The following is a 24,810-nucleotide window of genomic DNA, read 5'->3' as shown; positions in this document are numbered from 1 at the left end:
CCCCTTCCTGCACCGGTTGGTGTCGCGGCCCACTCCTGCTGTGCCCCCCGTATGACCGCCATTAGCCGATAACAGAACAGGCCACCCGAGGGTGGCCTGTTTGATTTTTCTGAATGGCTAGCGCTTAGCGTTTAACCATTTCAACCGCAGCGCGGGAGAGGCGAGTCACCTCTTCCCAGTTGCCGCTCTTGACCGCATCGGCCGGCAACATCCAGGAGCCGCCAACGGTGGCGACGCACTTGAGCGCCAGATAGTCGGCCACGTTGTGTGGGCCGATACCGCCGGTGGGGCAGAACTTCACCTGGGGCAGCGGGGCAGCAATGGCGGAGAGCGCCTTGGTGCCGCCGTTTGCTTCGGCCGGGAAGAACTTCAGGTGGTCGTAGCCCGCTTCCAGTGCCTGCATCACTTCAGACGGTGTCGCAACGCCCGGGATCAGCGGCGCTGTGCTATTGGCCGCGTGGGCCAGCAGGGCCGGAGTCATCCCCGGGGAGATGACGAAGCGGGCACCGGCTGCCACGGCAGCGTCAAACTGCGCGCAGTTGAGCACGGTACCGGCACCGACCATGGCATCCGGCATCGCCTTGGCGATGAGGGCGATGGCGTCGAGGGCTACCGGAGTGCGCAGGGTGATTTCGAAGACGGAGATGCCGCCGTCGAGCAGCGCCTTGGCCATCGGCAGGGCCTGATCCAGCTCGTTGATAACCATCACGGGCACCAGCGGAGAGGCGGCAAACACTTCGGCAGGGGTCACTTTCCAGTTCTGCATAGCTCTTCCTTAGTCAGCTCTTAATCAAAAATGGTGGCGCCACACTCGGCGCTCGATACTGCGCGACGCATCACGCTAAACAGTTCACGACCCCACCCCTCTTGTTCCAGAGTGAGGTCAATTTCGGCCTGGGTGCGGCCACTCAAATCGGTCAGGCAGTCGAGGCGGCCGCTCACTGCATCCACTCGCAGCAGATCGCCATCTTGCAGCAGGCCGATGGCCCCGCCGTGCAGCGCTTCTGGTGTGATGTGAATGGCAGCCGGGATCTTGCCGGAGGCGCCGGAGAGACGGCCATCGGTGACCAGCGCCACCTTGTGACCCGCCTTCTGCAGGTTGCCGAGCACCGGCATCAGCTTGTGCAGCTCCGGCATGCCGTTGGCGGCTGGGCCGTTGTGGCGCACCACGATAACGGCGTCCTGATTGAGCTCGCCCGCCTGGTAGGCGGCTTCCACCGCATGCTGGGAGGAGAAGACCCGCGCCGGGGCTTCAATCACCCGATATTCGGGGGCGACGGCGGAGACCTTGACCACGGCGCGGCCCAGATTACCCGCCAGCAGCTTGGTGCCACCGGTGGCCTGGAACACGCAGCCAGAGAGAGAGAGCACGCTCGCGTCGCTGCTTTCGCCAACCGGCTGCCACAGCAGCTTGCCATCGACCAGCGCCGGGCGGCTGAGGTAATCCTGCATCTCGCCAAAGACCGGGGTGGCATCCATGTGGATCAGCCCATCTTCGGCCAGACGGCGCATCATCCCGGGCACACCGCCCGCCTGCTCGAAGGCGTTGACGTCGGCCGGGCCGTTCGGGTACATGCGCACCAGCAGCGGCACCACGTCGGAGAGATCGCTGATGTCATCCCAGGTCAGTACCAGACCGGCCGCGCGGGCCAGCGCCACCATGTGAATGCTGTGGTTGGTGCTGCCGCCGGAAGCGAGCAGGGCCACCAGACCGTTGACCAGCGAGCGCTCGTCCAGCACTGTGCTGAGCGGGCGATAAGCCGGAGATCCCGGGATCATGGCGCTGATGCGGCGGGCGGCCTCATCGGTGAGGGCACGGCGCAGTTCGCTGTGCGGGTGCACGAAGGCGGAGCCCGGCAGCATCAGGCCCATGGCTTCGAACACCAGCTGGTTGGTGTTGGCGGTGCCGTAGAAAGTGCAGGTACCCGCCGCATGGTAGGCGCCGCACTCCATCTCCAGCAGTGCATCGCGACCCACTTCACCGGCTGCGTACTGCTGACGCACCTTCACCTTCTCATCGTTGCTGATACCGCTCGCCATCGGGCCGGCAGGAACAAATGCCGTCGGCAGGTGGGCGTGGGAGAGCGCCCCCATGATCTGGCCCGGGGCGATCTTGTCGCAGATGCCGAGCAGCAGGGTGGCGTCGAAGGTGTTGTGAGAGAGCGACAGCGCGGTCGCCTGGGCGATCAGATCGCGGGAGAAGAGGGACATATCCATCCCCGGCTGACCCTGAGTCACCCCATCGCACATGGCGGGCACACCACCGGCGACCTGAGCGCTGTGGCCCAGCTCGGCCAGCGCGGCCTTGATCTGGTCCGGATAGCCCTGATAGGGCTGATGGGCACTCAGCATGTCGTTGTAGGCGGTGACGATGCCGACGTTGGCACGGGTCATGTCGAGAATGCGACCCTTCTCGTCACTGCTGCAGGCAGCTACGGCGTGCGCCAGGTTGCCACAGGCCAGTGCGGCGCGGGTCTTGCCCTGCTCGGCCTGACGCTGGATACGGGCCAGAAAAGCCTGACGACGGGCGGCACTGCGCTCGCGGATACGGGCGGTGACGTCGGAAATTACCTGATGAATCATTGGGCTTGCTCCAATGCAGTGACGGCGCGATCAACCACCTGTTCGAAGGTGCCGTCAATATCAATGTGGAATACACCGGCTTCGCCCTCGGGGCGCTCCAGAGTATCGAACTGACTTTGTACCATGGTTTCCCGCATGAAATGGCCTTTGCGGGCGCGCATCCGCTCGAGGATCAGCGGCTGGCTGCCATCGAGGAAGATAAAGCTGACCGACTCGTTACCTTCGCGGATCTGGTCGCGGTACTGCTTTTTGAGGGCGGAACAGACAATGATGCCGGTCTCGTTCTTCTGTTCGAGACTGTAGGCGGCATCGCGGATCCGCTCCAGCCAGGGGGCACGATCCTCATCGTTGAGGGGATTGCCGCCAGCCATCTTCTGGATGTTGGCCTTGGGGTGCAGATCATCGCCATCAATGAACTTGGCATTTAGCGCCTCGGCTACTTTCATGCCAACGCTTGATTTGCCGCTGCCACATACACCCATCACGATAATGCACTTACCCGCCATAATTTGACCTCTGTCCCACTTTTCAAAAAACCAGCTGTTGATGGGTTCTAATCTACCACGTTACCGGTAACATGTTACCGGTAACGCCTGAAAATGTGAAGTCGGCCACAGACTGAAACTAACACTCGCCGGCCCCGTGCCTGATGCTGCAGACTAGCCATATATACAAATAAATCATAATGTTATGGTTAGTAATGAGTCCTGCGGCATTGCCACTGAACAACTAACAAGGAACAGAGAACAATGTCGGATATCTCTTTGATCATGACGGCCGCCGGCTCGATCGTGCTGCTGCTCTTTCTGGTAATGAAGGCCCGGCTCCACGCCGTAGTCGCCCTGATCCTGGTCTCCATGGTGGCGGGTCTCGCAGCTGGCATGAACCCGGCCGATATTGCCGCCACCATCCAGAAAGGGATGGGTGGCACCCTCGGCTTCGTCGCCGTGGTGGTGGCGCTGGGCGCCATGTTCGGCAAGGTGATGGAAGTGACCGGCGCCCTCGACCGGGTGGCCCACACCCTGCTCGGCAAGTTCGGCGTCCAGCGCGCCAACTGGGCCATGGCGCTGACCGGCTTTGTCTGCGCCCTGCCGCTCTTCTTCGACGTGGCTGTGGTGCTGCTGATTGGCGTCGCGTTCGCCATCGTCCGTCGTGGCGGCGGCAGCGTGGTGAAGATCGGTATCGCCCTGCTGGCGGGTATCGCCACCTGTCAGGCGTTCCTGATCCCGGCGCCGGGCCCGATCCTGGTGGCGTCCCAGCTGGGTGCCGACTTCGGCTACATGATCCTGTTCGGTCTGATCGCCGCCGTACCGGCGCTGATCCTGGCAGGCCCGCTGTTCGGTGACTTCATCAGCAAGATCGTCGATGTGCCGCTGCCTGCCGATGCCCAGAACAGCGTCCACGATGGCAGCAAATCCCTGCCCTCCTTCGGGCTGGCGATGGGCCTCATCGGTCTGCCGCTGCTGTTGATCGGCCTCAAGACTATCGTCGGTCGCTTCGTCGAGACCGGCTCCACCCTGCACAACTGGCTGGAGTTCATCGGCCACCCCTTCACCGCCATCATGGTCGCCTGTCTGGCCGCCTTCTACCTGCTGGGCATTCGCCGTGGCATGTCCCGTGACGAGGTGATGAGCGTCTGCAACAGCGCCATCCAGCCAGCCGGTGTGATCATCCTGGTGACCGGTGCCGGTGGCGTGTTCAAGCAGGTACTGGTGGATTCCGGCGTGGGCGCTGCCCTTGGCAACATGCTGGCTGACTCAGGTCTGCCCATAGTCGCGCTGGCCTTCATTCTGGCGGCCGCGGTGCGGGTGATTCAGGGCTCCGCCACCGTCGCCATGCTGACTGCCTGTGGCTTGGTGCTGCCGATGCTGGAACCCCTCGGTCTGAACGGTGCCCAGCTGGCGGCTGTCACCATCGCCATCGGCGGCGGCTCCATCGTGCTCTCCCACGTCAACGACTCCGGTTTCTGGCTGGCCAACCGCTACCTTGGCCTCACCGAAAAGCAGACCCTGCAAACCTGGACCGTGATGGAAACCATCATCGGAACCACCGGTGGTGTGATGGCGATGATCATCTACAGCTTCCTCTGATAAGAGGTAAAAGCTGACAAAAAGGCCTCACTTGTGAGGCCTTTTTCATCTTTCTGACGATTCTTGCTTTGGCCCAGAGGGTGAGATTGCTAGAATCGCCTATTCATCGCTCCGAGCGGAACGCTTAATCCCGTGATTTCAGGTTTATCTATGCATTCATCGGCCCATTATCGACAACTGCTGGCACGGCTGCCCCAGATCGCCGTGGTGGCGGATCAGTTTGAGGTGCTCTACAGCGCCGAGGATTTCAAACGCCGCATTCTTGCGCTGATCGCCAGTGCCACCCGACGCATCTATCTGGTGGCGCTCTATCTGCAGGATGACGAAGCAGGCCGGGAGATCCTCTCCGCCCTCTACGCCGCCAAGCAGCGCAATCCGGCTCTCGACATCAAGCTGTGCGTCGACTTCCACCGTGCCCAGCGCGGCCTGATCGGCAAGGGCAAGCAGGGTGGCAACCATCTGATGTATCAGGAGATGGCCGCCAGCCACCAGCACCAGATCGAAATTTACGGCGTTCCGGTCAAAGGACGTGAGCTGCTCGGGGTGCTGCACCTCAAGGGCTTCATCTTCGATGACGTGGTGCTCTACTCCGGCGCCAGCCTCAACGACATCTACCTGCACCAGCAGGAGCGCTACCGCTTCGACCGCTATCACCAGATCACCAGCCCGGAGCTGGCCCGCAGCATGGTCAACTATGTGGATGACCTGTTCGTGAAGAGCGACGCGGTGCAGCGGCTGGATCACAGCGACATCCCCAGCGCCAAGCAGCTGAAGGGGCCGATCCGCCGCTTCAAGCAGAGCCTGCGCCAGAGCCAGTATCGTTTCAGCGCCATGCCGGTCAACACTCAGGAAGTGGCCGTCACTCCCATGGTGGGTCTGGGCAAGCGCAACAACCAGCTCAACCTGATGATCCGCAATCTGGTGCGCTCCACCGAGCGGGAGATCTTCATCTGCACCCCTTACTTCAATCCCCCCAAGGAGTTGAGCAAGGATATCGAAGATCTGCTGCAGCGCGGCTGCAAGGTGACGATCGTGGTGGGCGACAAGACCGCCAACGACTTCTTCATCCCGCCGGAGGAAAAATTCTCCACCATCGGCGGTCTGCCCTATCTCTACGAGACCAACCTGCGCAAGTTTGCCGAGCACAACCAGCGTCACATCGACGACGGTCGCCTTAACCTGATGCTCTGGTGTTGCGAACGCAACTCCTACCATCTCAAGGGGATCTTCGTGGACGACGAGTGGGCCCTGCTCACCGGCAATAATCTCAATCCTCGCGCCTGGACGCTGGATCTGGAAAACGGCCTGCTGGTGCACGATCGCCGCCACCTGCTGCGCCCCCAGTTCAATGCCGAGCGGGAGAATATTCTGGCCAACACCAAGCGGATCAGCCACTTCGATCAGGTAGAGCAAATTCAGGACTACCCGGAACAGGTACGCAAGCTGTTGGGACGGATCCACAGAGTGAAGGCGCATTTGCTGCTAAAACGCATCATCTGACCCCAGGGTGCATCGCACTCACCGGCAGCTACCCAAAGGCCTCCCGTTTTCGGCAGGCCTTTGTTATATCCGCCGTTTCCCCCGCAGCGGCGGCCCTGCCAGCAGCAACTCGGCTTGCATCGGGCCAGCAACAACCCCTATCATCTGGACATATTTACAGTGCTTTTGGGCATCTAATTGATGAAATTGGATAAAATCTCCCTCGACAGCCTCAAGGGCGTCGGCAGCAAGATGCAGGAAAAACTCGAGCGACTGGGGCTGGCCACGGTACAGGATCTGCTGTTCCACCTCCCCCTGCGCTACGAGGATCGCACCCAGGTGTGGCCCATCGGCGATCTGCCGCCCGGACTGCACGGCGCTGTCGAGGGCGAAATCCAGGACACTCAGCTGGTGATGGGGCGCCGTCGCATGCTGGTCTGTCGCATCAGCGATGGCACCGGCACCCTCACCCTGCGCTTCTTCAACTTCACCGCCGCCCAGAAGAACAGTCTGGCGGCGGGCCGCCTGATCCGCTGTTTTGGTGAGGTGCGCCCCGGCAAATACGGGCTGGAGATGGCCCACCCCGAGTACAAGCTGCTCGGCGAGGAACAAGCCGGTCAGACCGAAGAGGCGCTCACCCCCGTCTACCCGACTACCGAAGGGCTGCGCCAGCTCACCCTGCGCAACCTCACCGATCAGGCGCTGGCCCAGCTCGACCTCTACGGGGTCGAGGAGCTGCTGCCCGCCGGACTCTATCCCCACCAGATTGAACTGGCCGCCGCCCTGCGCCTGCTGCACCGCCCGCCCCCCTCGGTGGCGCTGCCACTGCTGGAAAGCGGTCAGCATCCGGCCCAGCAACGGCTGGTGCTGGAGGAGCTGCTGGCGCACAACCTCTCAGTCCTCAAGGTGCGGGCTCAGGCGCAAACCCAGCTGGCCCGCGCCCTCAAACCGGCGCCCGCGCTGGTTGAACAGCTGCTCGGCGCCCTGCCGTTCAAGCCCACCGGCGCCCAGAGCCGGGTGGTGGCGGAGATAGGTAAGGATCTGCAGCAGAGCCACCCCATGATGCGACTGGTGCAGGGGGATGTGGGCTCCGGCAAGACGCTGGTCGCGGCGCTGGCCGCCCTGCAAGCCATCGGCAACGGCTGTCAGGTGGGGCTGATGGCGCCGACCGAGCTGCTGGCGGAACAGCACGCCATCAACTTCGCCAAGTGGCTGGAACCGCTCGGCATCGGGGTCGGCTGGCTGGCAGGCAAGCAGAAAGGCAAGGCGCGGGAAGAGTCGCTGGCTGCCATCGCCAATGGCAGCGTCAAGATGGTGGTGGGTACCCATGCCATCTTTCAGGAGCAGGTGGTGTTCCAGCGTCTGGCGCTGGTCATCATCGACGAACAGCACAGATTCGGGGTGCATCAGCGGCTCGCCCTGCGCGAGAAAGGGGAGCGGGAAGGGGTACATCCCCATCAACTGATCATGACCGCCACCCCCATCCCCCGCACCCTGGCGATGACTGCCTATGCCGATCTCGATACCTCGGTCATCGACGAACTGCCGCCGGGCCGTACCCCCATCACCACGGTGGCACTGCCCGACAGCCGTCGCGGCGATGTGATCGAACGGGTCAAGCTCGCCTGCACCGAGGGCAAGCAGGCCTACTGGGTCTGCACCCTGATCGAGGAGTCGGAGGTGCTGGAGTGCCAGGCCGCCGAGGATACCGCCATCGAACTGCAAGCCCAGCTGCCCGGCCTGCATATCGGGCTGGTGCACGGCCGGATGCGGCCGGTAGAGAAACAGCGGGTGATGGAGGAGTTCAAGGCGGGCATACTGCAACTGCTGGTCGCCACCACCGTCATCGAGGTGGGGGTGGATGTGCCCAACGCCAGCCTGATGATCATCGAAAACCCGGAGCGACTGGGGCTGGCGCAGCTGCACCAGCTGCGCGGCCGGGTTGGCCGGGGATCGGTGGCCTCCCACTGCGTGCTGCTCTATCATGCTCCCTTATCCAAAACGGCCCAGAGCCGGCTCGGGGTGCTGCGGGAGACCAACGACGGCTTCCTGATCGCCCAGCGCGACCTGGAACTGCGCGGCCCGGGGGAACTGCTCGGCACCCGCCAGACCGGCCTTGCCGACCTCAAGATCGCCGATCTGGTGCGCGACCAGCCGCTTATTCCGCAGGTGCAAAAAATGGCGAGATTCCTGATGGATCGTCATCCCAACCATGTCGAACCCTTGATCCGCCGCTGGCTCGGTCTGCGGGACCACTACTCAAACGCCTGACAACACACCCCAAAACAGGAGGAAAGCATCCATGAATTCCTGGCTACGCGGCCTGCTCTACACCTTCGCCTTCCTGCTGTTGTTGGTCTGGGTTGCCCTCGGCCTGTTCGACGCCGAGCGCGCCAAAGGCCCTATCGCCAGCTGGATCAGCCAGCAGGCCGGCGTGCCGGTCACCATAGGGCGGCTGGTGTTCAACCCGCTTCACCCCTACACCCTGCTGGCGGAGCAGGTGCGCTACGGCGATGCGATCTCCCTCGACAAGATCTATCTGGAGATCGAGAGCATCGACTGGCTGAGCCGCGACGTGCGCATCGCCCATCTTGATCTCATTCGCCCGGCCATCAAGCTGCCGCTGCCCAACCAGCTGCCGAGCCTGCCGGTGCACTCCCTCACCATCAGCGACAGCACTATCGATCGCCTCAGTCTGGAGAGCAGCGAGCTGACCCTGCGCGGCCTCAATGCCACCCTGAGCGACTGGGAGCTGATCGACCCGAAACGGCAGCCACAGGCCAACCTGAGCCTCAACATTGGCCAGCTGGAGACCCCGCAATTCACCTTGGCCCGTCTCAACCTGCAAGGACGGCTGGAGGGGGAAGTGCTGCGCACCGACAAGCTGGTGACCAATCTGTTCGACGGCCTGCTGGAGACCGGCATGGTGCTGGACTGGCCCGCCCGCACCCTGCAACTGCACGATCTCAAGGCGCGCGGCATGCGGGTAGAGCTGGGGGATCTGACACAGCAAGGCTTCCCGTTGCAAAGCGTGTCGCTGGATCGCGGCCAGCTGGATGCCGTGAGCCTCAACGACATCAATCAGGAGCTCTCCTTCAACAACTTCAGCGGCCAGCTCACCGCCTTCAACTGGCAGGCGGGCAGCCAACCCACCGGCTATCTGACCGGCACTCTTGGCGACATGGGGCGCGGCCTGTTCCAGCTGGAGGAGATCAAGGGCAAGCTCGCTTTCTCCTCCCAGCAGATCGATGCCGAACTGCAGGGCAAGGCCTATGAAGGGGAGTTCAACGTCGAACTATCCCTCGATAGCCAGCAGCAGAAGCTGACCCTGAAAGACGTGGCGCTGAGCGGCATGGATATCAGCCTGCCGCAGGGGTGGCGGCAGGATTGGCAGAGCTGGCGCCCGCAGCAGGTGGATATCCGCAAGCTGGCGTTCGACAAGCTCAAGGTGCTCTCCTTCGACGATACCCTGCCCCTGTCGCTGACCGGCTGGCAGCTCTATCTGAGCGATCTCGCCCTGCGCGATAACCAGCCCGGCCCGCTGCTCGGCCGTGCCCGCATCGAGAGCAAGTGGTTCGAGCTGGTGTGGGATGGCCTCAGCGCCCGCAACGGCGAGCTGGATGGGGAACTGACCCCCAGCTCCTGGCAACTGGGTAAACTCACCAGCTCGCTGCCGGATGAGGGCAGCCTCAATCTGAGTGGCCAGTGGGGCCGCGAGCCGGGCCAGAGCAGCCGCCTGCAACTGCAGGCGACCAAGCTGGATCTGCAGCAGTGGGGCAAGATACTCCACGCCCCTCTCTCCTTCGCCGGCAAGGCAGATCTGAGCGCCGACCTGCAAGCCGAGCACGGCAAGACGGCGGGCGAGTGGCGCCAGACCCTGCAGGGCAACTTTGCCCTCGATGCCGACGAGCCGTTCTGGGACAAGGTGAAGATAGACCCGCTGCTGGATCAGTGGTTCAAGGGGGCGACCCCGCCCACCCTGACTCCGGATCAGCTGTGGCAAGGGATGCAGGAGGGGGATACCCCCTTCTACCGCATCAAGCTGCAGGGCAAGATCGACAAGGGGCAACTGCAGATTGAACAGGCTGGCGCCTCCACCATCACCCATCTGCTGGCGCTGCAAGGGGGGATCGATCTGGTCAACGAGCAGTGGCAGCTCGATCTGGGGATCCTCAACGGCAACCGCTGCGCCGAGCTGCTCGGCCAGTGGCGCGGGCCGCTGACGGCCCCCACGCTGGCATGGAGCTTCCCGCAGCAGCAGGATGCCTGCGGCTGGGAGGTGGGAGTACGCTATCCGCCGCAAGGCAACAGCGCCCCGCTCTGGCGACCGGCTCCCGCGCCGAAAGCCCAGACCCAAGCCCAAGCCCAAGCCCAAGTCCAGACCCAAACCGGGCAGGCAAGCAACAGCCCGCAAGGGTAAAAACAGACAAGGCCTCATGATGAGGCCTTGTTGTTTGATGGGGAAACGGGGCGGTTACTGGCCCGAGCGGCGGGGTGGCTGCACCACGTAGTGGCCGCAGAACTCAGCTGCCAACTTGCTGCCGCTGAACAGCTGGATCTTGAGGCTGAAGGAAACCGGCTCGCCCCGCTTGAGCGGCTGCAGTACGGCGGGCATCCCCTCGCGGGCAACCCGTGCCTCCGGCTCTTCATCGACCGGGCCATGATATTTGATGGTGCTCTCGGCCAGCACCGGCTCACCTACCAGCCCCTCCTCTTTAAGTTGCAGCCAGATCAGCCCCCACCCCGCCAGCACGCACTGGCTGTAGACACTGCCGGCAAACATGCTGCCATGCACGTTGAAGTTGGCCGCCAGATTGGCCTTGAGGTGGAAGGTCTGGCCGTCGTAGTGGCTGATGTGCATCCCCATCTTCTCGCTGATGGGCACCCCGCGCGACCAGCGGGTGGTGAGATCCTGACACCACTCCGGGCGGTACTGGATGGTCTGCAACGGGCTCAGGGATTTGATCATCTGGCGATGGGGAATGCGACCAAAGGAGACGGGGCCGCCCCCCACTTCGAGAAAGCCACACTTGCGATAGAACTCCACCGCCTCCTGACGGGCGTTCATCACCAGCCGTTTCACCTTCTCGCTGCGGGCCAGCTGCTCAAGATCCTCCACCATCAGGGCCCCCAGCCCCTGGCCGCGATATTCGGGACGCAGCGCCATAAAGCGGATCTGCGCCTCGTCGCCGCCGATAAAGAGGCGGCCCACCGCTATGGGGGTACCATCGGGTGCCAGCATCAGCCGGTGAATGGCGACGGTGTCGTATTCGTCCCGCTCGGAACCGACTGGCAGATTGAAGGGCTTACGCAGAAGTTCCCAGCGCAACTGGTAGTAGGCATCCAGCTCTGCTGCAGTCTGAGGGGTGACTACCCGATACATAGTTTCATCCTTGAGTTTGCGCCGACTGACAGATTGAAGGGCTTACGCAGAAGTTCCCAGCGTAACTGGTAGTAGGCATCCAACTCGGCCGCTGTCTGAGGGGTGACTACCCGATACATAGTTTCATCCTTGAGTTTGCGCCGACTGGTAGATTGAAGGGCTTACGCAGAGATTCCCAGCGTAGCCTGCAATAAGTACCCAGCTCGGCCGCTGTCTGTGGGGTGACTACCCGATACATAGTTTCATCCTTGAGTTTGCGCCGACTGGCAGATGGAAGGGCTTACGCAGAGGTTCCCAGCGCAGCCTGCAGTAAGTACCCAGCTCCGCTGCCGTTTGGGGCGTGACTACCCGGTACATAGTTTCATCCTTGAGTTACACTGGCCGGAAACCATCTTGCCGTGCAAATTCATGGACTTCAATCTGCAAGCGTACCAAGCCGATCACTTGTTGCACCTCAGCGTCAAACCCCAGCGCCGCCTCACGGTACAGGAAAATAGCCACCACCGCTGGCTGGAGATAGACGGCGTGGTGCAATCCGCCATGTCGCTCGCCGACCCCACCGCCCTCTGCCTGCCCCATCAGCGGGTCATCGCCTGCCTGCTGCCGGAGCAGGCCACACAGATCCTCGAACTGGGGCTGGGGGGCGGCGATCTCACCCGCCATCTGCACCAGCGCTGGCCCAATGCCCGCCACGAGTGCGTTGACCTCGACGAAGAGGTGCTGACCGTTTATCAGCAGTTTTTCCAGCATCAGGAGCTCGATGAGCAAGCCGCTCCGGCACTCCATCAAGCCGATGCTCTCGCCTTTCTCGAGCAGAGCGAGCAGCAGTACGACCTCATCCTGCTCGATCTCTTCAGTCAGGATGGCAACCCGCTGCTGCTGTTTCAGGAGCGGCTCTACCGGGCGCTGGCCCCCCGCCTCTGCGGCACCCTGGTCATCAACCTGCTGCCACGCACCGAGCTTGAGCTAACCCATGCCCTGACACTGATCGAACAGTGGATTGGCCCGGCCACACCTTATCCGGTCGCGGGGCTCATCAACGTGATCGTCCACGTCATACCGCGGGATCAGGCATCCTCAGACCTGTAGCCAGAAGGTAACCGGGCCGTCGTTGACCAGCGCCACCTTCATGTCGGCGGCAAAGCGGCCAGTTGCGGTCGGGATGCCGCTGGCAGCAGCCTTGGCCACGAAATAGTCATAGAGCCGCTCGGCCTCGCTCGGGTGAGCACCGCAGGAGAAGCCGGGGCGCATCCCGCTCTTGGTGTCGGCCGCCAGGGTAAACTGGGAAACTACCAGCAGGCTGCCGCCCACCTGGCTGACATTGAGGTTCATCTTGCCATTCTCGTCACTGAACACCCGGTAGCCGCTCACCTTGTGCAGCAACTTGTCGGCTTTGGCCTCGTCATCCCCCTGCTCTACCCCGAGCAGTACCAGCAGCCCCTGACCGATGGCACCGGTCACTTCGCCCTCGACGGTCACGCTGGCCTCGCTGACCCGCTGAATCAATGCAATCACATCCCTCTCCTCTGAAAACAGAACGACCGCCCCCTCACAGGGGCGGTCGTCGATGCTACCAATAAACCGGTGACCAAGGCGATGGCTTAGCCCAGCTCTTCGCTGGCCGGTTTCTCGTATTCGCCGAGGCAGGCGGTCGTTTCTGCGCCGAACAACACCACCAGCCAGCTGAGGTAAACCCAGACAAACAGGATCGGGATGGTCGCCAACGCGCCTCAAAATTGGGAGCTCAACAGCAAAAACCAATTCACTTTGGCATGGGAGGCTAACGTGGTCAAATCGCGATTATGTGATCTAAGGTGTCATTTGGATTTGTTTTTTTGTGTACTATACCAAGTAGTGTTTGTATGGATATATTTTCTGCTAGGTGGTTGACACATATGGGTTTTTTTAATTTATCGAAAGCATTTGATGATGTTAAGGATGCTTTTGGAGCCAAAGAAACGGCGATAGCCGGAGCTAAGTTATTAGGTAAGGGAGTTGTTAACGTCGCCCAGTTTGCGGCGACAACGGGTCTTGACACCGTACTTAAATCTTCGAGTGAGAAGATTCTAAATAAAGCTGATGCTACCGAAGAACAGCGAATGAATGCCATGGAAGTCCATGAGAGGGCTTGTAATCGCATTGCCGCTCGTAAAGAAAAAGAGCGTCTCGAGCGCGAATCAGAAGGCTAATAGATTAGTCTACGTATAAATAATCAACTAGAGGTGTAGTAAATAATGACAGTTGTATATCGAGCTAAGTGTTCAGATTGTAAGTATGAGTGGACTAGCAGAGCGGGGTTCGGCACACCAGATTACTGCCCTAAATGCAGAAGTAAACATATCAGCTCATCGCCAATAAAGCAGTAACTTAGGTGCTGCTATCAGGGGGCGTTTCAGAATTCTGAATTTAAAGTACGGTAAGCGGTTGACTCGGTGGGCGCGCTCACAAACGATCGTTTGTGAGCAGTGTCAGTGAGAATCCGACCTACGCCAGTGCTGGCATGGGTCGTTACTTTATCAAAAACCACTCTCGTATCACACGACTGAAACAGCCGAGTTTCGAGAACCACGAAAATGCGGTTTCTAGGGGGCGTTATTTGCGCAAAGCAGCGCCGTTGCGGGGCCTAGAATTACTTAACGTACTTTAAATTCAGAATTCTGAGGCGAGCCAAATAAGTTCGACTGGGTAATTATTAGGAGAGATAAAATGGGCTTTTGGGATACAGCAGGCAAGCTTGCAAAGGGTGCTGCAAACGCATTAGAAGAAAAATCTAATGAGCTTCACGCCATAAAAATGCGCTTAGAAAGCAAGCGCAGTGAAGAGCTAAAACGCCTAATAAAAGACGATGGTATTTTCTCTGCGAGCAGCTCAGAAAAAAGCATTGCGATGAAAATCCTCAGGGAACGCGGAGACATTTAAGAAAGGTTAAACAATAGGCGCGATGACGTTTACTCATACGCCGTTAGTCCGCTATGCGCTTAAGGGGGCGTTACGTTAAATCGGACGCACTTTTTCTGACACTGCCATCGAGCAAGATGGCGCGGTCCTCTGAAAACAGAACGACCGCCCCCTCACAGGGGCGGTCGTCGATGCTACCAATAAACCGGTGGCCAAGGCGATGGCTTAGCCCAGCTCTTCGCTGGCCGGTTTCTCGTATTCGCCGAGGCAGGCGGTCGCTTCTGCGCCAAACAACACCACCAGCCAGCTGAGATAAACCCAGACAAACAGGATTGGAATAGTCGCCAGCGCGCCATAGATGGCCTGATAGGAGGGGAAGTTGGTGATGTAGATGGCAAAACCACGCTTGGCCAGCTCGAACAGGGTGGCCGCCAGCAACGCGCCGATAAAGGCGTGGATCAGCCGCACCTTGCAATTGGGCACCACGGTATAGACCAGCAGGAAGGTGAGTACCGAGAAGAGGAACGGCAAGCCGCGCAGCAGCAGATAACCGATGCCGAACAGGCTCTCGGCGCCAAACAGCCGCAGGGAGAAGATGTAGGAGGAGATGGCGATGCTGGCGCCAATCAATACCGGCCCCAGGGTCAGGATCATCCAGTACATGGCGAAGGCCTGCGCCAGCGGGCGACTCTGGGTCGAGCGCCAGATGTAGTTGAGGTTCTTGTCGATGGCGGAGATCAGCATCAGCGCCACCACCACCAGCGCCCCGATCCCCACCGCCGTGGTATTGGTGGCATTGGCGACGAAGCCGTCGATGTACTCCTTGAGCATGTCCCCGGCAGTCGGCACGAAGTTGTGGTAGACGAACTGCTCCATCTCCTGTTTGAGGCTCTGGAACACCGGAAAGGCGGACATCATGCCAAACACCACGGCGATCATCGGCACCAGCGAGAGCAGGGTGACATAGGCCAGATAACCGGCGGTGACCGTCAATCTGTCCTGTTGGAAACGGCCCCAGACAAACTGGGCGAAGTGGCGACCATCATGGCGCACAAAGGAGAGGGCGTGGGCCAAACGGCCGCTGATTTGCTGCTGCATCTTGATTCTCGTAAGCATCGTCATGCAGACATTGTGTCAGAGGGGAGCGCTGTTTGACCACCTTTGAACCGGGATTGCCGCCATATCCGCCCATTTGCTGCACAGGCTGCGCCTTGGGTTGTCACGGGACGCAGCAACAAAAACGGCCCCGATAAAGGGGCCGTTCGCAACGCAGATTACAGCATGTAGTCCGCTGGCAGCTCGGTGCGAGCAACGCCGGAAGCCACCGCCGCCAGCGCCACGGCACGGGCAACCCGTGGCAGCAGACGGGCATCCATCGGCTTGGGAATGACGTAATCCTTGCCGAAGGTGAGCGCACTCACCCCGGCGGCGGTCAGCACCTCGGCTGGCACCGGCTCCTTCGCCAAACCGCGGATCGCCTCGACCGCAGCGATCTTCATGGCATCATTGATGCGGCTGGCGCGGGCATCAAGGGCGCCACGGAAGATGAAGGGGAAGCAGAGCACGTTGTTGATCTGGTTCGGGTAGTCGGAGCGGCCGGTCCCCATAATGAGGTCGCTGCGTACAGCGTGGGCCAGCGCCGGTTTGATCTCCGGGTCCGGGTTGGAGCAGGCGAAGATCACCGGGTTCGGCGCCATCAGGGCCACCGCTTCGGCGGGCAGCACATCCGGGCCGGAGACGCCGACAAACACGTCCGCCCCTTCGATGACATCCATCAGGGTGCGCAGCGGGGTCTCGTTGGCGAAACGCTGCTTGTACTTGTTGAGATCGCTGCGACCGGTGTGGATAACACCCTGACGGTCCAGCATGAAGATGTTGTGCGCTCTGGCACCGCACTTGATCAGCAGATCCATGCAGGCGGTGGCAGCAGCCCCCGCTCCCATGCAGACGATGCGGCTGTCACTGATGAGCTTGCCCTGTACCTCCAGCGCGTTGAGCAGACCGGCGGCGGTGACGATGGCGGTGCCGTGCTGGTCATCGTGGAACACCGGAATGTCGCAGCGCGCGATCAGCGCCTCTTCAATCTCGAAACACTCCGGCGCCTTGATATCTTCCAGATTGATGCCACCGAAGGTATCGGCGATGGCCGCCACCGTGTCGATGAACTGCTGGCTGGTCTCGTGCTTCACCTCAATGTCGATAGCGTCGATACCGGCGAAGCGCTTGAACAACAGCGCTTTGCCTTCCATCACCGGCTTGGAGGCCAGCGGCCCCAGATTGCCCAGCCCCAGAATGGCGGTGCCGTTGGAGATGACGGCCACCAGATTGCCCTTGCCGGTATAGCGGTAGGCATCAGCCGGGTTGGCGGCGATCTCGCGCACCGGCTCGGCGACACCTGGGCTGTAGGCCAGCGCCAGATCGTGGGCGGTCTCGGCCGGTTTGGTCAGGGCGATGGCAATTTTGCCGGGTACCGGCTGGGCGTGGTAATCGAGAGCTTGTTGACGCAGATCGGACATGGGGGACCCCGATGTGGTTGGTGCAAATGAGGTGCCGACAGGGGGCACGCAGAAGGGCGGGGATCATAAAAGAAAGCGGTGGGCATGCCCAGCAGATCATGCTGCTACCAGCCAGATCAGACCAGTTATTTTAGTACCTTACCCCACCCACACCTACCACTTTAGTTATAGATGCTGCTATGCGGGGCAAAAAATGGGACAAAAAAGGGCGGCAAGTAGGCCTTGCTGCCCTTCGCTGTCAGTGCTGTAGACCTGACTCAGTTGCCCAGATAGACCGGCAGCAAGTTCGCCATCGACAGGAAGTGGAACAACGCGGTCGCCAACCCGAACAGGATCAGCAGCCATGCCATCAGCTTTCCGCCGGGGGTGACGAAGTGGGGGGTCACTTCACCCCGCTCGGCCCGCGCCCGGGTACGCAACACCAGCAGCGCCGGGATGATGCAGGTCCAGATGGTCGCGGCGGCACCGGCATAGCCGATGGCCAGCAGGAAACCGAACGGGAAGAGCAGCGAAAGCACCAGCGGCGGCAGGAAGGTGACCGCCCAGGTCTTGCTGCGACCGGCGCGGCTGCTGTCGAACTTGAACAGATCCGCCAGATAGTCGAACACCCCGAGCCCCACCCCGATAAAGGAGGAGAGAATGGCCGCCATGGAGAAGCCGTTGATGGCGCTGGCCACCTTCTCCGATTCAATCACACCGGAGAGCGCGGAAAGCAGCACGCTCACGTCACCCCCTTGGGCAATCACGGGGGCAAAATCCTGACGGGGCAGATTGCCGAAGATCCCCAGCAGCCAGAGCACGTAGAGCACCAGCGCGATCAGGGTTCCCCCCAGAATGGCCCATCGGGCCTGCTGCTCGTTCTGGTAGTAGGCGCGCAGGGAGGCAACCGAGTGGTGATAGCCAAACGAGGTGAGCGCCACCGGCAGCATCGCCATGGCATAGGGGGCGTAACCGCTCTCACTGCCTGCCAGATCGAGCAGGGTCGGCAGCTTGATATTACCGAGCAACCCGGCCACACCGAGGGCGAAGCTGAGGATCATGAAGGCGATCAGCACCACAGAGATGCGGTCAACGGCGCGGGTCGAGTGCCACACCACCAGCGAGAAGATCGCCACGAACAGCACTGAAGCGAGCTTGCTGTCGATCCCCAGAATCCCCTGCAAGATGGCACCGGAGGAGGTGATGTAGGCGTAAATCAGAATGCCGCCAACAAAGTAGACCGAGAGGTTGTTGAGGAGATTGAGCTTCTCCCCCAGCAGCTCGCGGGTCACGGTATTGAAGGAAACCCGCATATCGTAGTGCTGGAACGACTCCAGCAGCATCCAGCCAGACAGCGTCATCATCACCATGGTGACGGTCAGTGCCAGCACCGACCAGAGAGTCCAGGCCCCCGCCCCCGAACTCGGCAGACCGAGCATGCCGGCTCCCACGCAGACGCTGGCAATGATGCAGGCGCCCCCCAGAATTGACGGTTTTTTCTTCATAATTCCTTCTTTATTAATTAGTTACACACCTGAATTGCATAAATACCGGGGCATGATGCCAGTCTTTGTCGAAAGACGCACATCTATATCGGGCTGCAAAGCAGCAGGAGCGAGTCTTCTAGGCCGCAATGGCAATATCAAAGAGGCATAAGAGAAGGAGCCGAAAGGCGTTTCAGCCCCGGCTCCTGTCTAGCATGGGTAAGGTTCGGCGATAGGACGAGGGCGCAGTCCGCCCTCAATCCATCACAGGAATGCCGGCTTTCGCCTCCGCCTGTCTGGCGATGGCCTCAGTCATCCCCTGAAAGATGAAGAGGTGGAACGGCAGCATGGCCAGCCAGTAAGCCAGCCCCCAGGCCCCTTGCGGATGCCAGTGGGCCGTCACCTTGAGCCGGGTCAGGCCAGACTCCTCCGGCACAATAATGAACTCCAGCCGACCCACGCCGGGGGCTTTCATGTTGAACAGCAGATCGAGCCTGCGCCCCTCATCCACCCCAAGGATCTGCCAGGAGTCGAGCATATCCCCTTTGACAAACTGATCCGGGTTGCTGCGGCCACGGGTGCGGGCCGGACCACCGATCAGGTGATCCATCCACTCGCGCACCACCCACAGCTCATTCATGTAGAAGTAACGCTGCTCACCCCCCAGTTGCTGCAACACCTCCCACACTACCTTGGGCGAGGCGAGACAGATGGCATCGCCACTGGCGGTACGGTCGTAGAACCCATATTCGGGATGGCGCCAGCGCAGGCCGAGGGGCGTCTGCTGGCCTTGTTGTTCGGCACCGAGTCGTTGCTCCAGCGCCAGACTCTCCGCCAGCGCCTCGTCGAAGCTGAGCAGGGTTTGCGGCAGCAGGGCTCGCAGCGGGCCATCATCAGCCGGGATGTCGTGCTTGAGACCCCCCACCAGCGCCTTGGCCACCGGCTGTGGCACCGAGGTGACAAACTGCAGCCACCAGGCGGAGAGACGCGGGCTCAGAAACGGAATGGGAATGATGGGGCAACGCTTGCCGATATGGGCGGCGAACTTCTGCAACTGCTGCTGATAGCTGAGCAGCTCCGGGCCGACTGCGTTGAAGATGTGGCCATCCACCTCGTCGGCCTCCACCAGCCCGCCCAGATAGTGCAGCAGGTTGGACAGCGCAATCGGCGGCGTGCGCGAGCGCACCCACTTCGGTGTCACCATCAGCGGGAGGTTGAACACCAGATCCCGCATCACCTCGAACGCCGCCGAGCCGGGCCCGATGATGATGCCAGAGCGCAGCTCAACCGTCGGCACGCCGGATTCACGAAACAGCTCGCCACAGTGGCGACGGGAGTTGAGATGACGGCTGTTGCACTGCTCGGGCTGGATCGCCCCCAGATAGATGATGCGACGCACCCCGGCGGCACGGGCAGCGGCGGCAAAATTCTTCACTCCCTGCTGCTCCAGCCGGTGAAAATCGGCCCCCGCCCCCATGGCATGCACCAGATAGAAGACGGTATCGATGCCCGCCAGCGCAGGCAGCAGGGTGATGGGCTTGAGGCTGTCGGCGAGGCGAAACTCCACCCCCTCCGGCAGGCGGCAGGGACGGCGTGCCCCGGCAATCACCCTGTAGCCCAGGGTTTGCAGGTGGGGCACCAGATAGGAACCGATATATCCTGCCGCCCCCATCACCAGACAGTTACGCATTCACGCGCTCCTCATATTCGTTGCTTATCACCAACGCGCCATCACCGATGCCGCATGTCAGCCAGAGTACGCAGCGCAACACCCTTGAAGATGTTCAACAACAGCGCCACCATCCAGCCTCTTGCCATCCTGCCACGCCGCCACCTTGCGACATAGTACTAACCACTTCCGTGATTAGTCCGATTTAGTGTTAAGCCTTGCTCATTGACTGGTCGATAACTGACCAGATGTATAGCGCCGAGGGCGAATGTATGCGCATCGATCACTACGACCTCCAGGGGGAGGTGCAATACCGGCAACAACAGGCCCAGAGCCGCAAGGTGCGCAACCTCGGGCCCGTGCCCCCCACTATCAACCCGCCAGATAACCGCACACGCGCCACCTCATCTGACGAGCCGCGAACCAATCTCACCCTGATGCAGGCCAGCGCCCTGACGCTGCAAGCCACCAACCGCGCCGCCACCAGCCAGCAGGCTGGCGCGATGCCAGCCCCGCCCCCGCCGACCGATGTCAAACAGGATGATAACGGCATGCCCGATGACGGACTGGATAACCGCCAGCGGCTGATCAAGCTGATGATCGAAGCGATGTTGGGCCACGAAATCGAGCTGCCCAAGCCGATCAAACCCGCCGAAGAGGGGGGCGAAGGGGTAACGCAAGGAGCAGCCGCCGCTCAGGCCGCCGAGCCGGATCAACTTGTGGAGGTGACTGACACCCTGCTGCAACAGGAGCAGCTCAAGGTGGTAGCGTCAGCCAGCGTAGCGACTCAGGATGGTAAGACCCTGCAGCTCGATCTCGGCTTTGTGCTCGACTGGCGTCAGCTGGAAGTGAGCCAGCGGCGTACCACCCTCAATGCTCTCAAGGATCCGCTGGTGCTCAGTCTGGATGGCAAGATTGCCGACCTGACCGAAGCACGGGTCACTTTCGATATCGATCAGGATGGCAAGGAGGACAGCCTGCCGGGCCTGCGTGAAGGGAGCGGCTTCGTGGCGCTGGATCGCAACGGCAACGGCACCATAGACGATGGCGGCGAGCTTTTTGGCGCCCGCTCCGGCAATGGCTTCGGCGAGCTGGCCACCCTGGATGAGGATGGCAACGGGGTGCTGGATGAGGGGGATAGCCAGTTTTCAGCTCTGCAGTTCTGGCATCCCGAGCACGCCCCCATCGCGCTGGTCGAGCTGGGGATCGGCGCCATTCTGCTGCGCCCCCTCGACACCCCCTTCACCCATCTGGGGGAGAGCGGCAATCAGGGAGTGCTGCGCCAATCCGGCCTCTACCTCACCGAACAGGGCAAGGGGGGCTGGGTGCAGCAGATCGATCTGCGGGTCTGAACCTTGTAACCGAATAATCCGCTCGGTCGCCGGCGAGAACTGCCCGTGACCGGCTCCGGCACCATCAACTCAGCTCGGTGGGATCGATATCCAGACTCCAGCGCACCTTTTTGGTCTCCGGCCAGCCCTCCAGCTCCTTCACCGCCCAATCCAGCAACTGGGCCAGCGGTGCCCGGTTCGGCCCCTGCACCAGCAACTGCATGCGGAACTTGCCCGCCTTGCGCTCCATAAAGCCACTGATGGGTCCCAGCACCTGCAGATGGGGATAGCGGGCGCTGCGCAGGGTATCGGCGAGGCGGGTAAGGAACAACTGCACCTCGTCGCGACCCGTAGCCTCAGCCCGGAACAAACTTTGATAGCTAAATGGCGGCAGCCCCAGCAGACGACGCTCTTTCAGCGCCGTATCGGCAAAGTGGCCGTAACCGTTCTGGGTCAGATCCTGCAGCAGGGCATGCTCCGGATGGTGGCTCTGCAGCACCACCAACCCGGGTTTGCTGGCGCGACCGGCACGGCCCGCCACCTGGGTGTAGAGCTGGGCCAGCTTCTCGGCGGCACGAAAATCGGCGCTGAACAGGGCGCCATCCACATCCAGCAGCCCCACCAAGGTCACATCAGGAAAGTGGTGGCCCTTGGCCAGCATCTGGGTGCCGATCAGGATCTTGTACTTGCCCGCCTTGATGTCGCCGAGATGGGTCTCCAGCTCTCCCTTGCGGCGGGTGTTGTCCCGATCGATACGCACCACCGGGTATTGCGGGAAAACCGTGGTGAGCAGTTGCTCCAGCTGCTCGGTGCCCACTCCCGAGCCAATCAGCTCGTTGCTGCCGCACTCGGGGCAGCTGTGGGGCAGCGGGCGCACGCTGTCGCAGTGATGGCAGTGCAGCCGTCGCCCAGCCTGATGCCAGGTGTACCAGGCATCACAGCGCTCGCAGGCAGCGCTCCAGCCACACTGGTGGCAGATAAGCGACGGGGCATAGCCACGGCGATTGAGGAACAGCATCACCTGATTGCCCGCCGCCAGATGCGACCCCATCAACTGCTCCAGCTGGGGGGATAGCCCGGCCTGCAGCCGCACGTTCTTGATATCCAGAATCACCTGACGGGCGGTCTGGGCATTGCCGGCGCGCCGGGTCAGGCTGAGGTGGTGGTACTTGCCGGTTTTGGCATTGTGCAGAGTCTCCAGCGAGGGGGTGGCCGAGCCGAGCAGGATCGGGATGCCAGCGCGATGGGCCCGCATCACCGCCAGATCTCGGGCGTGGTAGCGAAAGCCGTCCTGCTGCTTGAAAGAGCCGTCATGTTCCTCGTCGATGATGATAATGCCGAGGTTGTGAAACGGGGTGAACACCGCAGAACGGGTGCCGATCAGGATGGCGGCGCCGCCATCGCGGCAGGCGAGCCAGGCGTCGAGCCGCTCCCGATCGTTCATGGCGGAGTTCATCGCCACCACCGGCACCTTGAAGCGGCGGCGGAAGCGGTTGATGGTCTGCGGGGTGAGGCCGATCTCCGGCACCATCACCAGCGCCTGCTTGCCAGCCCGAAGCAGCGGCTCAAGGATGCTTAAGTAGACCTCGGTTTTGCCGGAGCCGGTGATGCCATCGAGCAAGAAGGCGCCGAACTGGTCGCTCTGGCTGGTGACAGTCGCCACCGCCAACGCCTGTTCGCTGTTGAGGCGCAGCCCCTCTCCCGCGTCAAAACGGGTTGCCCAGTCACTATCGTGGCTGGGCTCCAGGCTGCGCTTCTCCAGCAACCCCTTTTTCTCCAGCGCAGTGAGGGCGGCACTCTGGATCTCCTCCTGCTTGAGTGCGGATGGCGTCTGTGGCCCCTTGCGCAGCAGGGCGAGGGCCTGCTGCTGTTTGGCCGCCCGCTTGAGCTCGTTAAGGTCGATCGTCATCCCCGCCTCGGTGGCAAACCAGAACTCCAGCTCCCGATAGGCGGCGGGCTCCCCCTTGCGTACCAGCACTGGCAGGGCATGAGGCAGCACTTCTCCCAGCGGATGCTGGTAGTAGTTGGCGCTCCAGTTCATCAGCGCGAGGATGTCGGCCCCCAACACAGGGGTCGTGTCGAGCACCCGTTTCAAGGGTTTTAATTTGGTGCGGGGCACCTGACTCTCGGTTGGGTGATCCACCACCAAACCCACAAGAGTCTGCGGACCGAAGGGGATCTCGACCCGACAACCGGGCGCCGGTAATGGCAGGGGGGAGAGATAGTCGAAGTGACGGCGTAACGGTACCGGGACAGCGACACGAACCAGATCCAGCATTTGGGAACAATTCACCAGGGGTTGCCTATTTTTTCTGCGAAGCCACTTGCCTGATCTCAGGCATTTCCTATATTATTCGCAGCCTTTGAAACTGTGTTCAACAATCGTGTGGTGTCCGACAAGAGATCGGATGGCGACACGGCCTATTAATTGAGGTTGTCCATGAAAGCTAATATTCATCCTGAGTACGTCGCCATCACCTGCAAATGCTCCTGCGGTAATGTCATCAACACTTTCTCTACCCTGGGTAAAGATCTGAACCTGGACGTGTGCTCTGCATGCCACCCGTTCTACACCGGTAAGCAGAAAGAAGTTTCTAGCGGCGGCCGCGTAGACAAGTTCAACAAGCGTTTTGGTGGCCTGACTGCCAAGAAGTAATCTTACTTCTGAAAAATTCTGAAAAAGGCGCCTATCGGCGCCTTTTTTATGCCCGCAATTTTCGTATCCCAGCCGATGGGATACCCGGTGCTAATGTCCGCGTTCGCTGCTTTTGCGTAAATAGACATAGCCTTCCCCCGGACTGCCCCAGCGAGACCCGCCCTGATTGTCATAGGCGCGATCCAGCAGTCGAATGCTATTCGGCCCAATCCAGATATGCTGCACTAGCGTGCTGGCACCGCCAAAGTCGGTAGCACAGTGCCCCACCCGGGTATGACCAGCGTATTCACCGGATGCCGTCCGGCTCAGCCAAATCTCGCAACCGTGACGCAGTGAGAGTTGTTGCGGAGTCAAACTGTCGAGCAAAGCGGGTTGACGCCAGGCACCAGCAAAGTCGATAGCCCTGGGCATGGTCAGTTCGGCCATCAGGATCCGCCCGTCAGGGGCGGGTGAGAAGCGGTAGATGCGCTGGCGGAAGGGACGGATGGAACGCAGGGTCAGGTACTGCTCGGCATAGACCCAGCGATACCCCTGATAGCCGGGCCAGATCTCCCTCAGCCGCAGTTCGGCGCTGGTAAAGCGGCTATCATAGCCAGCCTGCTCCTTGCTCGAAAAGTCACCGCTTAACCAACTGAGCAGAGGCTCCATGCCGGGCTTGAGTGGAGTAGCCTGGGGCGCCGAACCTGCCAACACCAGACAAGAACAGAGCAGCCCGAATGCAGCCACCAGCAACTTTGCCATC

At 61.3% G+C, this 24,810-nt stretch carries 20 protein-coding genes and 4 pseudogenes; 9 read left to right on the top strand and 15 right to left on the bottom strand.

What is annotated here, in order from left to right; all coding sequences use genetic code 11:
- Positions 1 to 124: 124 nt before the first annotated feature.
- Genes BN4575_RS10785 through BN4575_RS10775 form a run of 3 tightly spaced genes read right to left on the bottom strand, consistent with a single transcriptional unit; the run spans position 125 to position 3,089 of the window.
- Positions 125 to 766, bottom strand: coding sequence for a bifunctional 4-hydroxy-2-oxoglutarate aldolase/2-dehydro-3-deoxy-phosphogluconate aldolase (locus BN4575_RS10785; RefSeq protein ID WP_042018289.1), 642 nt, complete (start codon positions 764 to 766; stop codon positions 125 to 127).
- A gap of 20 nt (positions 767 to 786) precedes the next feature.
- A complete protein-coding gene (edd, locus tag BN4575_RS10780; protein ID WP_042018290.1) occupies positions 787 to 2,583 on the bottom strand; it encodes a phosphogluconate dehydratase in 1,797 nt (598 codons plus the stop codon).
- Complete coding sequence (locus tag BN4575_RS10775) at positions 2,580 to 3,089, bottom strand: gluconokinase (protein ID WP_068978188.1); 510 nt, start codon at positions 3,087 to 3,089, stop codon at positions 2,580 to 2,582. Before BN4575_RS10775 ends, edd begins: the two co-directional genes overlap by 4 nt.
- A 243-nt stretch (positions 3,090 to 3,332) precedes the next feature.
- Between BN4575_RS10775 and gntU the strand changes: the two genes are divergently transcribed.
- The 4 genes from gntU (at position 3,333) to BN4575_RS10755 (ending at position 10,572) form a co-directional block, all read left to right on the top strand.
- Positions 3,333 to 4,673, top strand: a complete 1,341-nt coding sequence (gene gntU, locus BN4575_RS10770) for a gluconate transporter (protein ID WP_068978187.1) — start codon at positions 3,333 to 3,335, stop codon at positions 4,671 to 4,673.
- Positions 4,674 to 4,823: 150 nt separating this feature from the next.
- On the top strand, positions 4,824 to 6,173 hold the full coding sequence (gene pssA, locus BN4575_RS10765; RefSeq protein ID WP_068978186.1) for a CDP-diacylglycerol--serine O-phosphatidyltransferase: 1,350 nt from the start codon (positions 4,824 to 4,826) through the stop codon (positions 6,171 to 6,173).
- Between the two features lie 180 nt (positions 6,174 to 6,353).
- Positions 6,354 to 8,423 (top strand): ATP-dependent DNA helicase RecG, encoded by a 2,070-nt coding sequence (gene recG, locus BN4575_RS10760; protein WP_068978185.1) that lies wholly within the window; start codon positions 6,354 to 6,356, stop codon positions 8,421 to 8,423.
- 31 nt (positions 8,424 to 8,454) lie between these two features.
- Entirely contained in the window at positions 8,455 to 10,572 is a 2,118-nt protein-coding gene (locus BN4575_RS10755; RefSeq protein WP_068978184.1) for an AsmA-like C-terminal region-containing protein, read from the top strand.
- 54 nt (positions 10,573 to 10,626) lie between these two features.
- On the opposite strand, the gene BN4575_RS10750 is transcribed toward BN4575_RS10755, so the two are convergent.
- The 4 genes and pseudogenes from BN4575_RS10750 to BN4575_RS22605 all read right to left on the bottom strand — a co-directional run.
- Positions 10,627 to 11,535: a bifunctional GNAT family N-acetyltransferase/hotdog fold thioesterase gene (locus tag BN4575_RS10750; protein WP_068978183.1), complete on the bottom strand. Its 909-nt coding sequence runs from the start codon at positions 11,533 to 11,535 to the stop codon at positions 10,627 to 10,629.
- Between the two features lie 17 nt (positions 11,536 to 11,552).
- Positions 11,553 to 11,654 (bottom strand): annotated as a pseudogene (locus tag BN4575_RS22440) (GNAT family N-acetyltransferase); the annotation flags it as partial.
- A gap of 17 nt (positions 11,655 to 11,671) precedes the next feature.
- A pseudogene (locus tag BN4575_RS22435) lies at positions 11,672 to 11,773 on the bottom strand (GNAT family N-acetyltransferase); the annotation flags it as partial.
- Positions 11,774 to 11,790: 17 nt separating this feature from the next.
- A pseudogene (locus BN4575_RS22605) lies at positions 11,791 to 11,892 on the bottom strand (GNAT family N-acetyltransferase); the annotation flags it as partial.
- A gap of 51 nt (positions 11,893 to 11,943) precedes the next feature.
- Here BN4575_RS22605 and BN4575_RS10745 point away from each other — a divergent pair.
- The gene (locus tag BN4575_RS10745) at positions 11,944 to 12,624 is read left to right on the top strand and encodes a spermidine synthase (RefSeq protein ID WP_068978216.1); all 681 of its coding nucleotides are present in this window, start codon (positions 11,944 to 11,946) and stop codon (positions 12,622 to 12,624) included.
- On the opposite strand, the gene dtd is transcribed toward BN4575_RS10745, so the two are convergent.
- Both dtd and BN4575_RS10735 read right to left on the bottom strand, forming a co-directional pair.
- On the bottom strand, positions 12,613 to 13,050 hold the full coding sequence (gene dtd, locus BN4575_RS10740) for a D-aminoacyl-tRNA deacylase (protein ID WP_068978182.1): 438 nt from the start codon (positions 13,048 to 13,050) through the stop codon (positions 12,613 to 12,615). The genes BN4575_RS10745 and dtd overlap by 12 nt on opposite strands.
- 86 nt (positions 13,051 to 13,136) lie before the next feature.
- Positions 13,137 to 13,265, bottom strand: a pseudogene (locus BN4575_RS10735) (YhjD/YihY/BrkB family envelope integrity protein); the annotation flags it as partial.
- Positions 13,266 to 13,397: 132 nt separating this feature from the next.
- On the opposite strand from BN4575_RS10735, the gene BN4575_RS10730 reads away from it, so the two are divergent.
- Both BN4575_RS10730 and BN4575_RS10725 read left to right on the top strand, forming a co-directional pair.
- A complete protein-coding gene (locus BN4575_RS10730; RefSeq protein WP_141689769.1) occupies positions 13,398 to 13,724 on the top strand; it encodes a hypothetical protein in 327 nt (108 codons plus the stop codon).
- Positions 13,725 to 14,241: 517 nt separating this feature from the next.
- Positions 14,242 to 14,454 carry a hypothetical protein gene (locus tag BN4575_RS10725; RefSeq protein WP_040099369.1) on the top strand — a complete coding sequence of 71 codons (213 nt, stop codon included), beginning with the start codon at positions 14,242 to 14,244 and terminating at the stop codon, positions 14,452 to 14,454.
- Positions 14,455 to 14,658: 204 nt separating this feature from the next.
- Here BN4575_RS10725 and BN4575_RS10720 read toward each other — a convergent pair whose 3' ends face one another.
- From BN4575_RS10720 to BN4575_RS10705, 4 genes are all read right to left on the bottom strand, one after another.
- Complete coding sequence (locus BN4575_RS10720; protein WP_042018299.1) at positions 14,659 to 15,531, bottom strand: virulence factor BrkB family protein; 873 nt, start codon at positions 15,529 to 15,531, stop codon at positions 14,659 to 14,661.
- 176 nt (positions 15,532 to 15,707) lie between these two features.
- On the bottom strand, positions 15,708 to 16,949 hold the full coding sequence (locus BN4575_RS10715) for a malic enzyme-like NAD(P)-binding protein (RefSeq protein ID WP_068978179.1): 1,242 nt from the start codon (positions 16,947 to 16,949) through the stop codon (positions 15,708 to 15,710).
- A gap of 257 nt (positions 16,950 to 17,206) precedes the next feature.
- Positions 17,207 to 18,433, bottom strand: a complete 1,227-nt coding sequence (locus BN4575_RS10710; protein ID WP_068978178.1) for an aromatic amino acid transporter — start codon at positions 18,431 to 18,433, stop codon at positions 17,207 to 17,209.
- Positions 18,434 to 18,668: 235 nt separating this feature from the next.
- On the bottom strand, positions 18,669 to 20,102 hold the full coding sequence (locus tag BN4575_RS10705; RefSeq protein WP_068978177.1) for a DUF2867 domain-containing protein: 1,434 nt from the start codon (positions 20,100 to 20,102) through the stop codon (positions 18,669 to 18,671).
- A gap of 227 nt (positions 20,103 to 20,329) precedes the next feature.
- Here BN4575_RS10705 and BN4575_RS10700 point away from each other — a divergent pair, with 227 nt between their 5' ends.
- Positions 20,330 to 21,433: a hypothetical protein gene (locus BN4575_RS10700; RefSeq protein WP_068978176.1), complete on the top strand. Its 1,104-nt coding sequence runs from the start codon at positions 20,330 to 20,332 to the stop codon at positions 21,431 to 21,433.
- Between the two features lie 64 nt (positions 21,434 to 21,497).
- Here the strand turns inward: BN4575_RS10700 and priA are convergent, their stop codons facing one another.
- Positions 21,498 to 23,705, bottom strand: coding sequence for a primosomal protein N' (gene priA, locus BN4575_RS10695; protein WP_141689767.1), 2,208 nt, complete (start codon positions 23,703 to 23,705; stop codon positions 21,498 to 21,500).
- 147 nt (positions 23,706 to 23,852) lie between these two features.
- Here priA and rpmE point away from each other — a divergent pair, with 147 nt between their 5' ends.
- Positions 23,853 to 24,068: a 50S ribosomal protein L31 gene (gene rpmE, locus BN4575_RS10690; RefSeq protein ID WP_033129027.1), complete on the top strand. Its 216-nt coding sequence runs from the start codon at positions 23,853 to 23,855 to the stop codon at positions 24,066 to 24,068.
- A gap of 90 nt (positions 24,069 to 24,158) precedes the next feature.
- Here rpmE and BN4575_RS10685 read toward each other — a convergent pair whose 3' ends face one another.
- The gene (locus BN4575_RS10685; protein ID WP_068978174.1) at positions 24,159 to 24,809 is read right to left on the bottom strand and encodes a chromophore lyase CpcT/CpeT; all 651 of its coding nucleotides are present in this window, start codon (positions 24,807 to 24,809) and stop codon (positions 24,159 to 24,161) included.
- Position 24,810: the final 1 nt, after the last annotated feature.

Origin of the sequence: Aeromonas sp. EERV15, assembly GCF_900079845.1 — a bacterium.
In the GTDB taxonomy this organism is placed as follows: domain Bacteria; phylum Pseudomonadota; class Gammaproteobacteria; order Enterobacterales; family Aeromonadaceae; genus Aeromonas; species Aeromonas sobria.
This window is presented reverse-complemented; position numbering and strand designations above follow the sequence as displayed.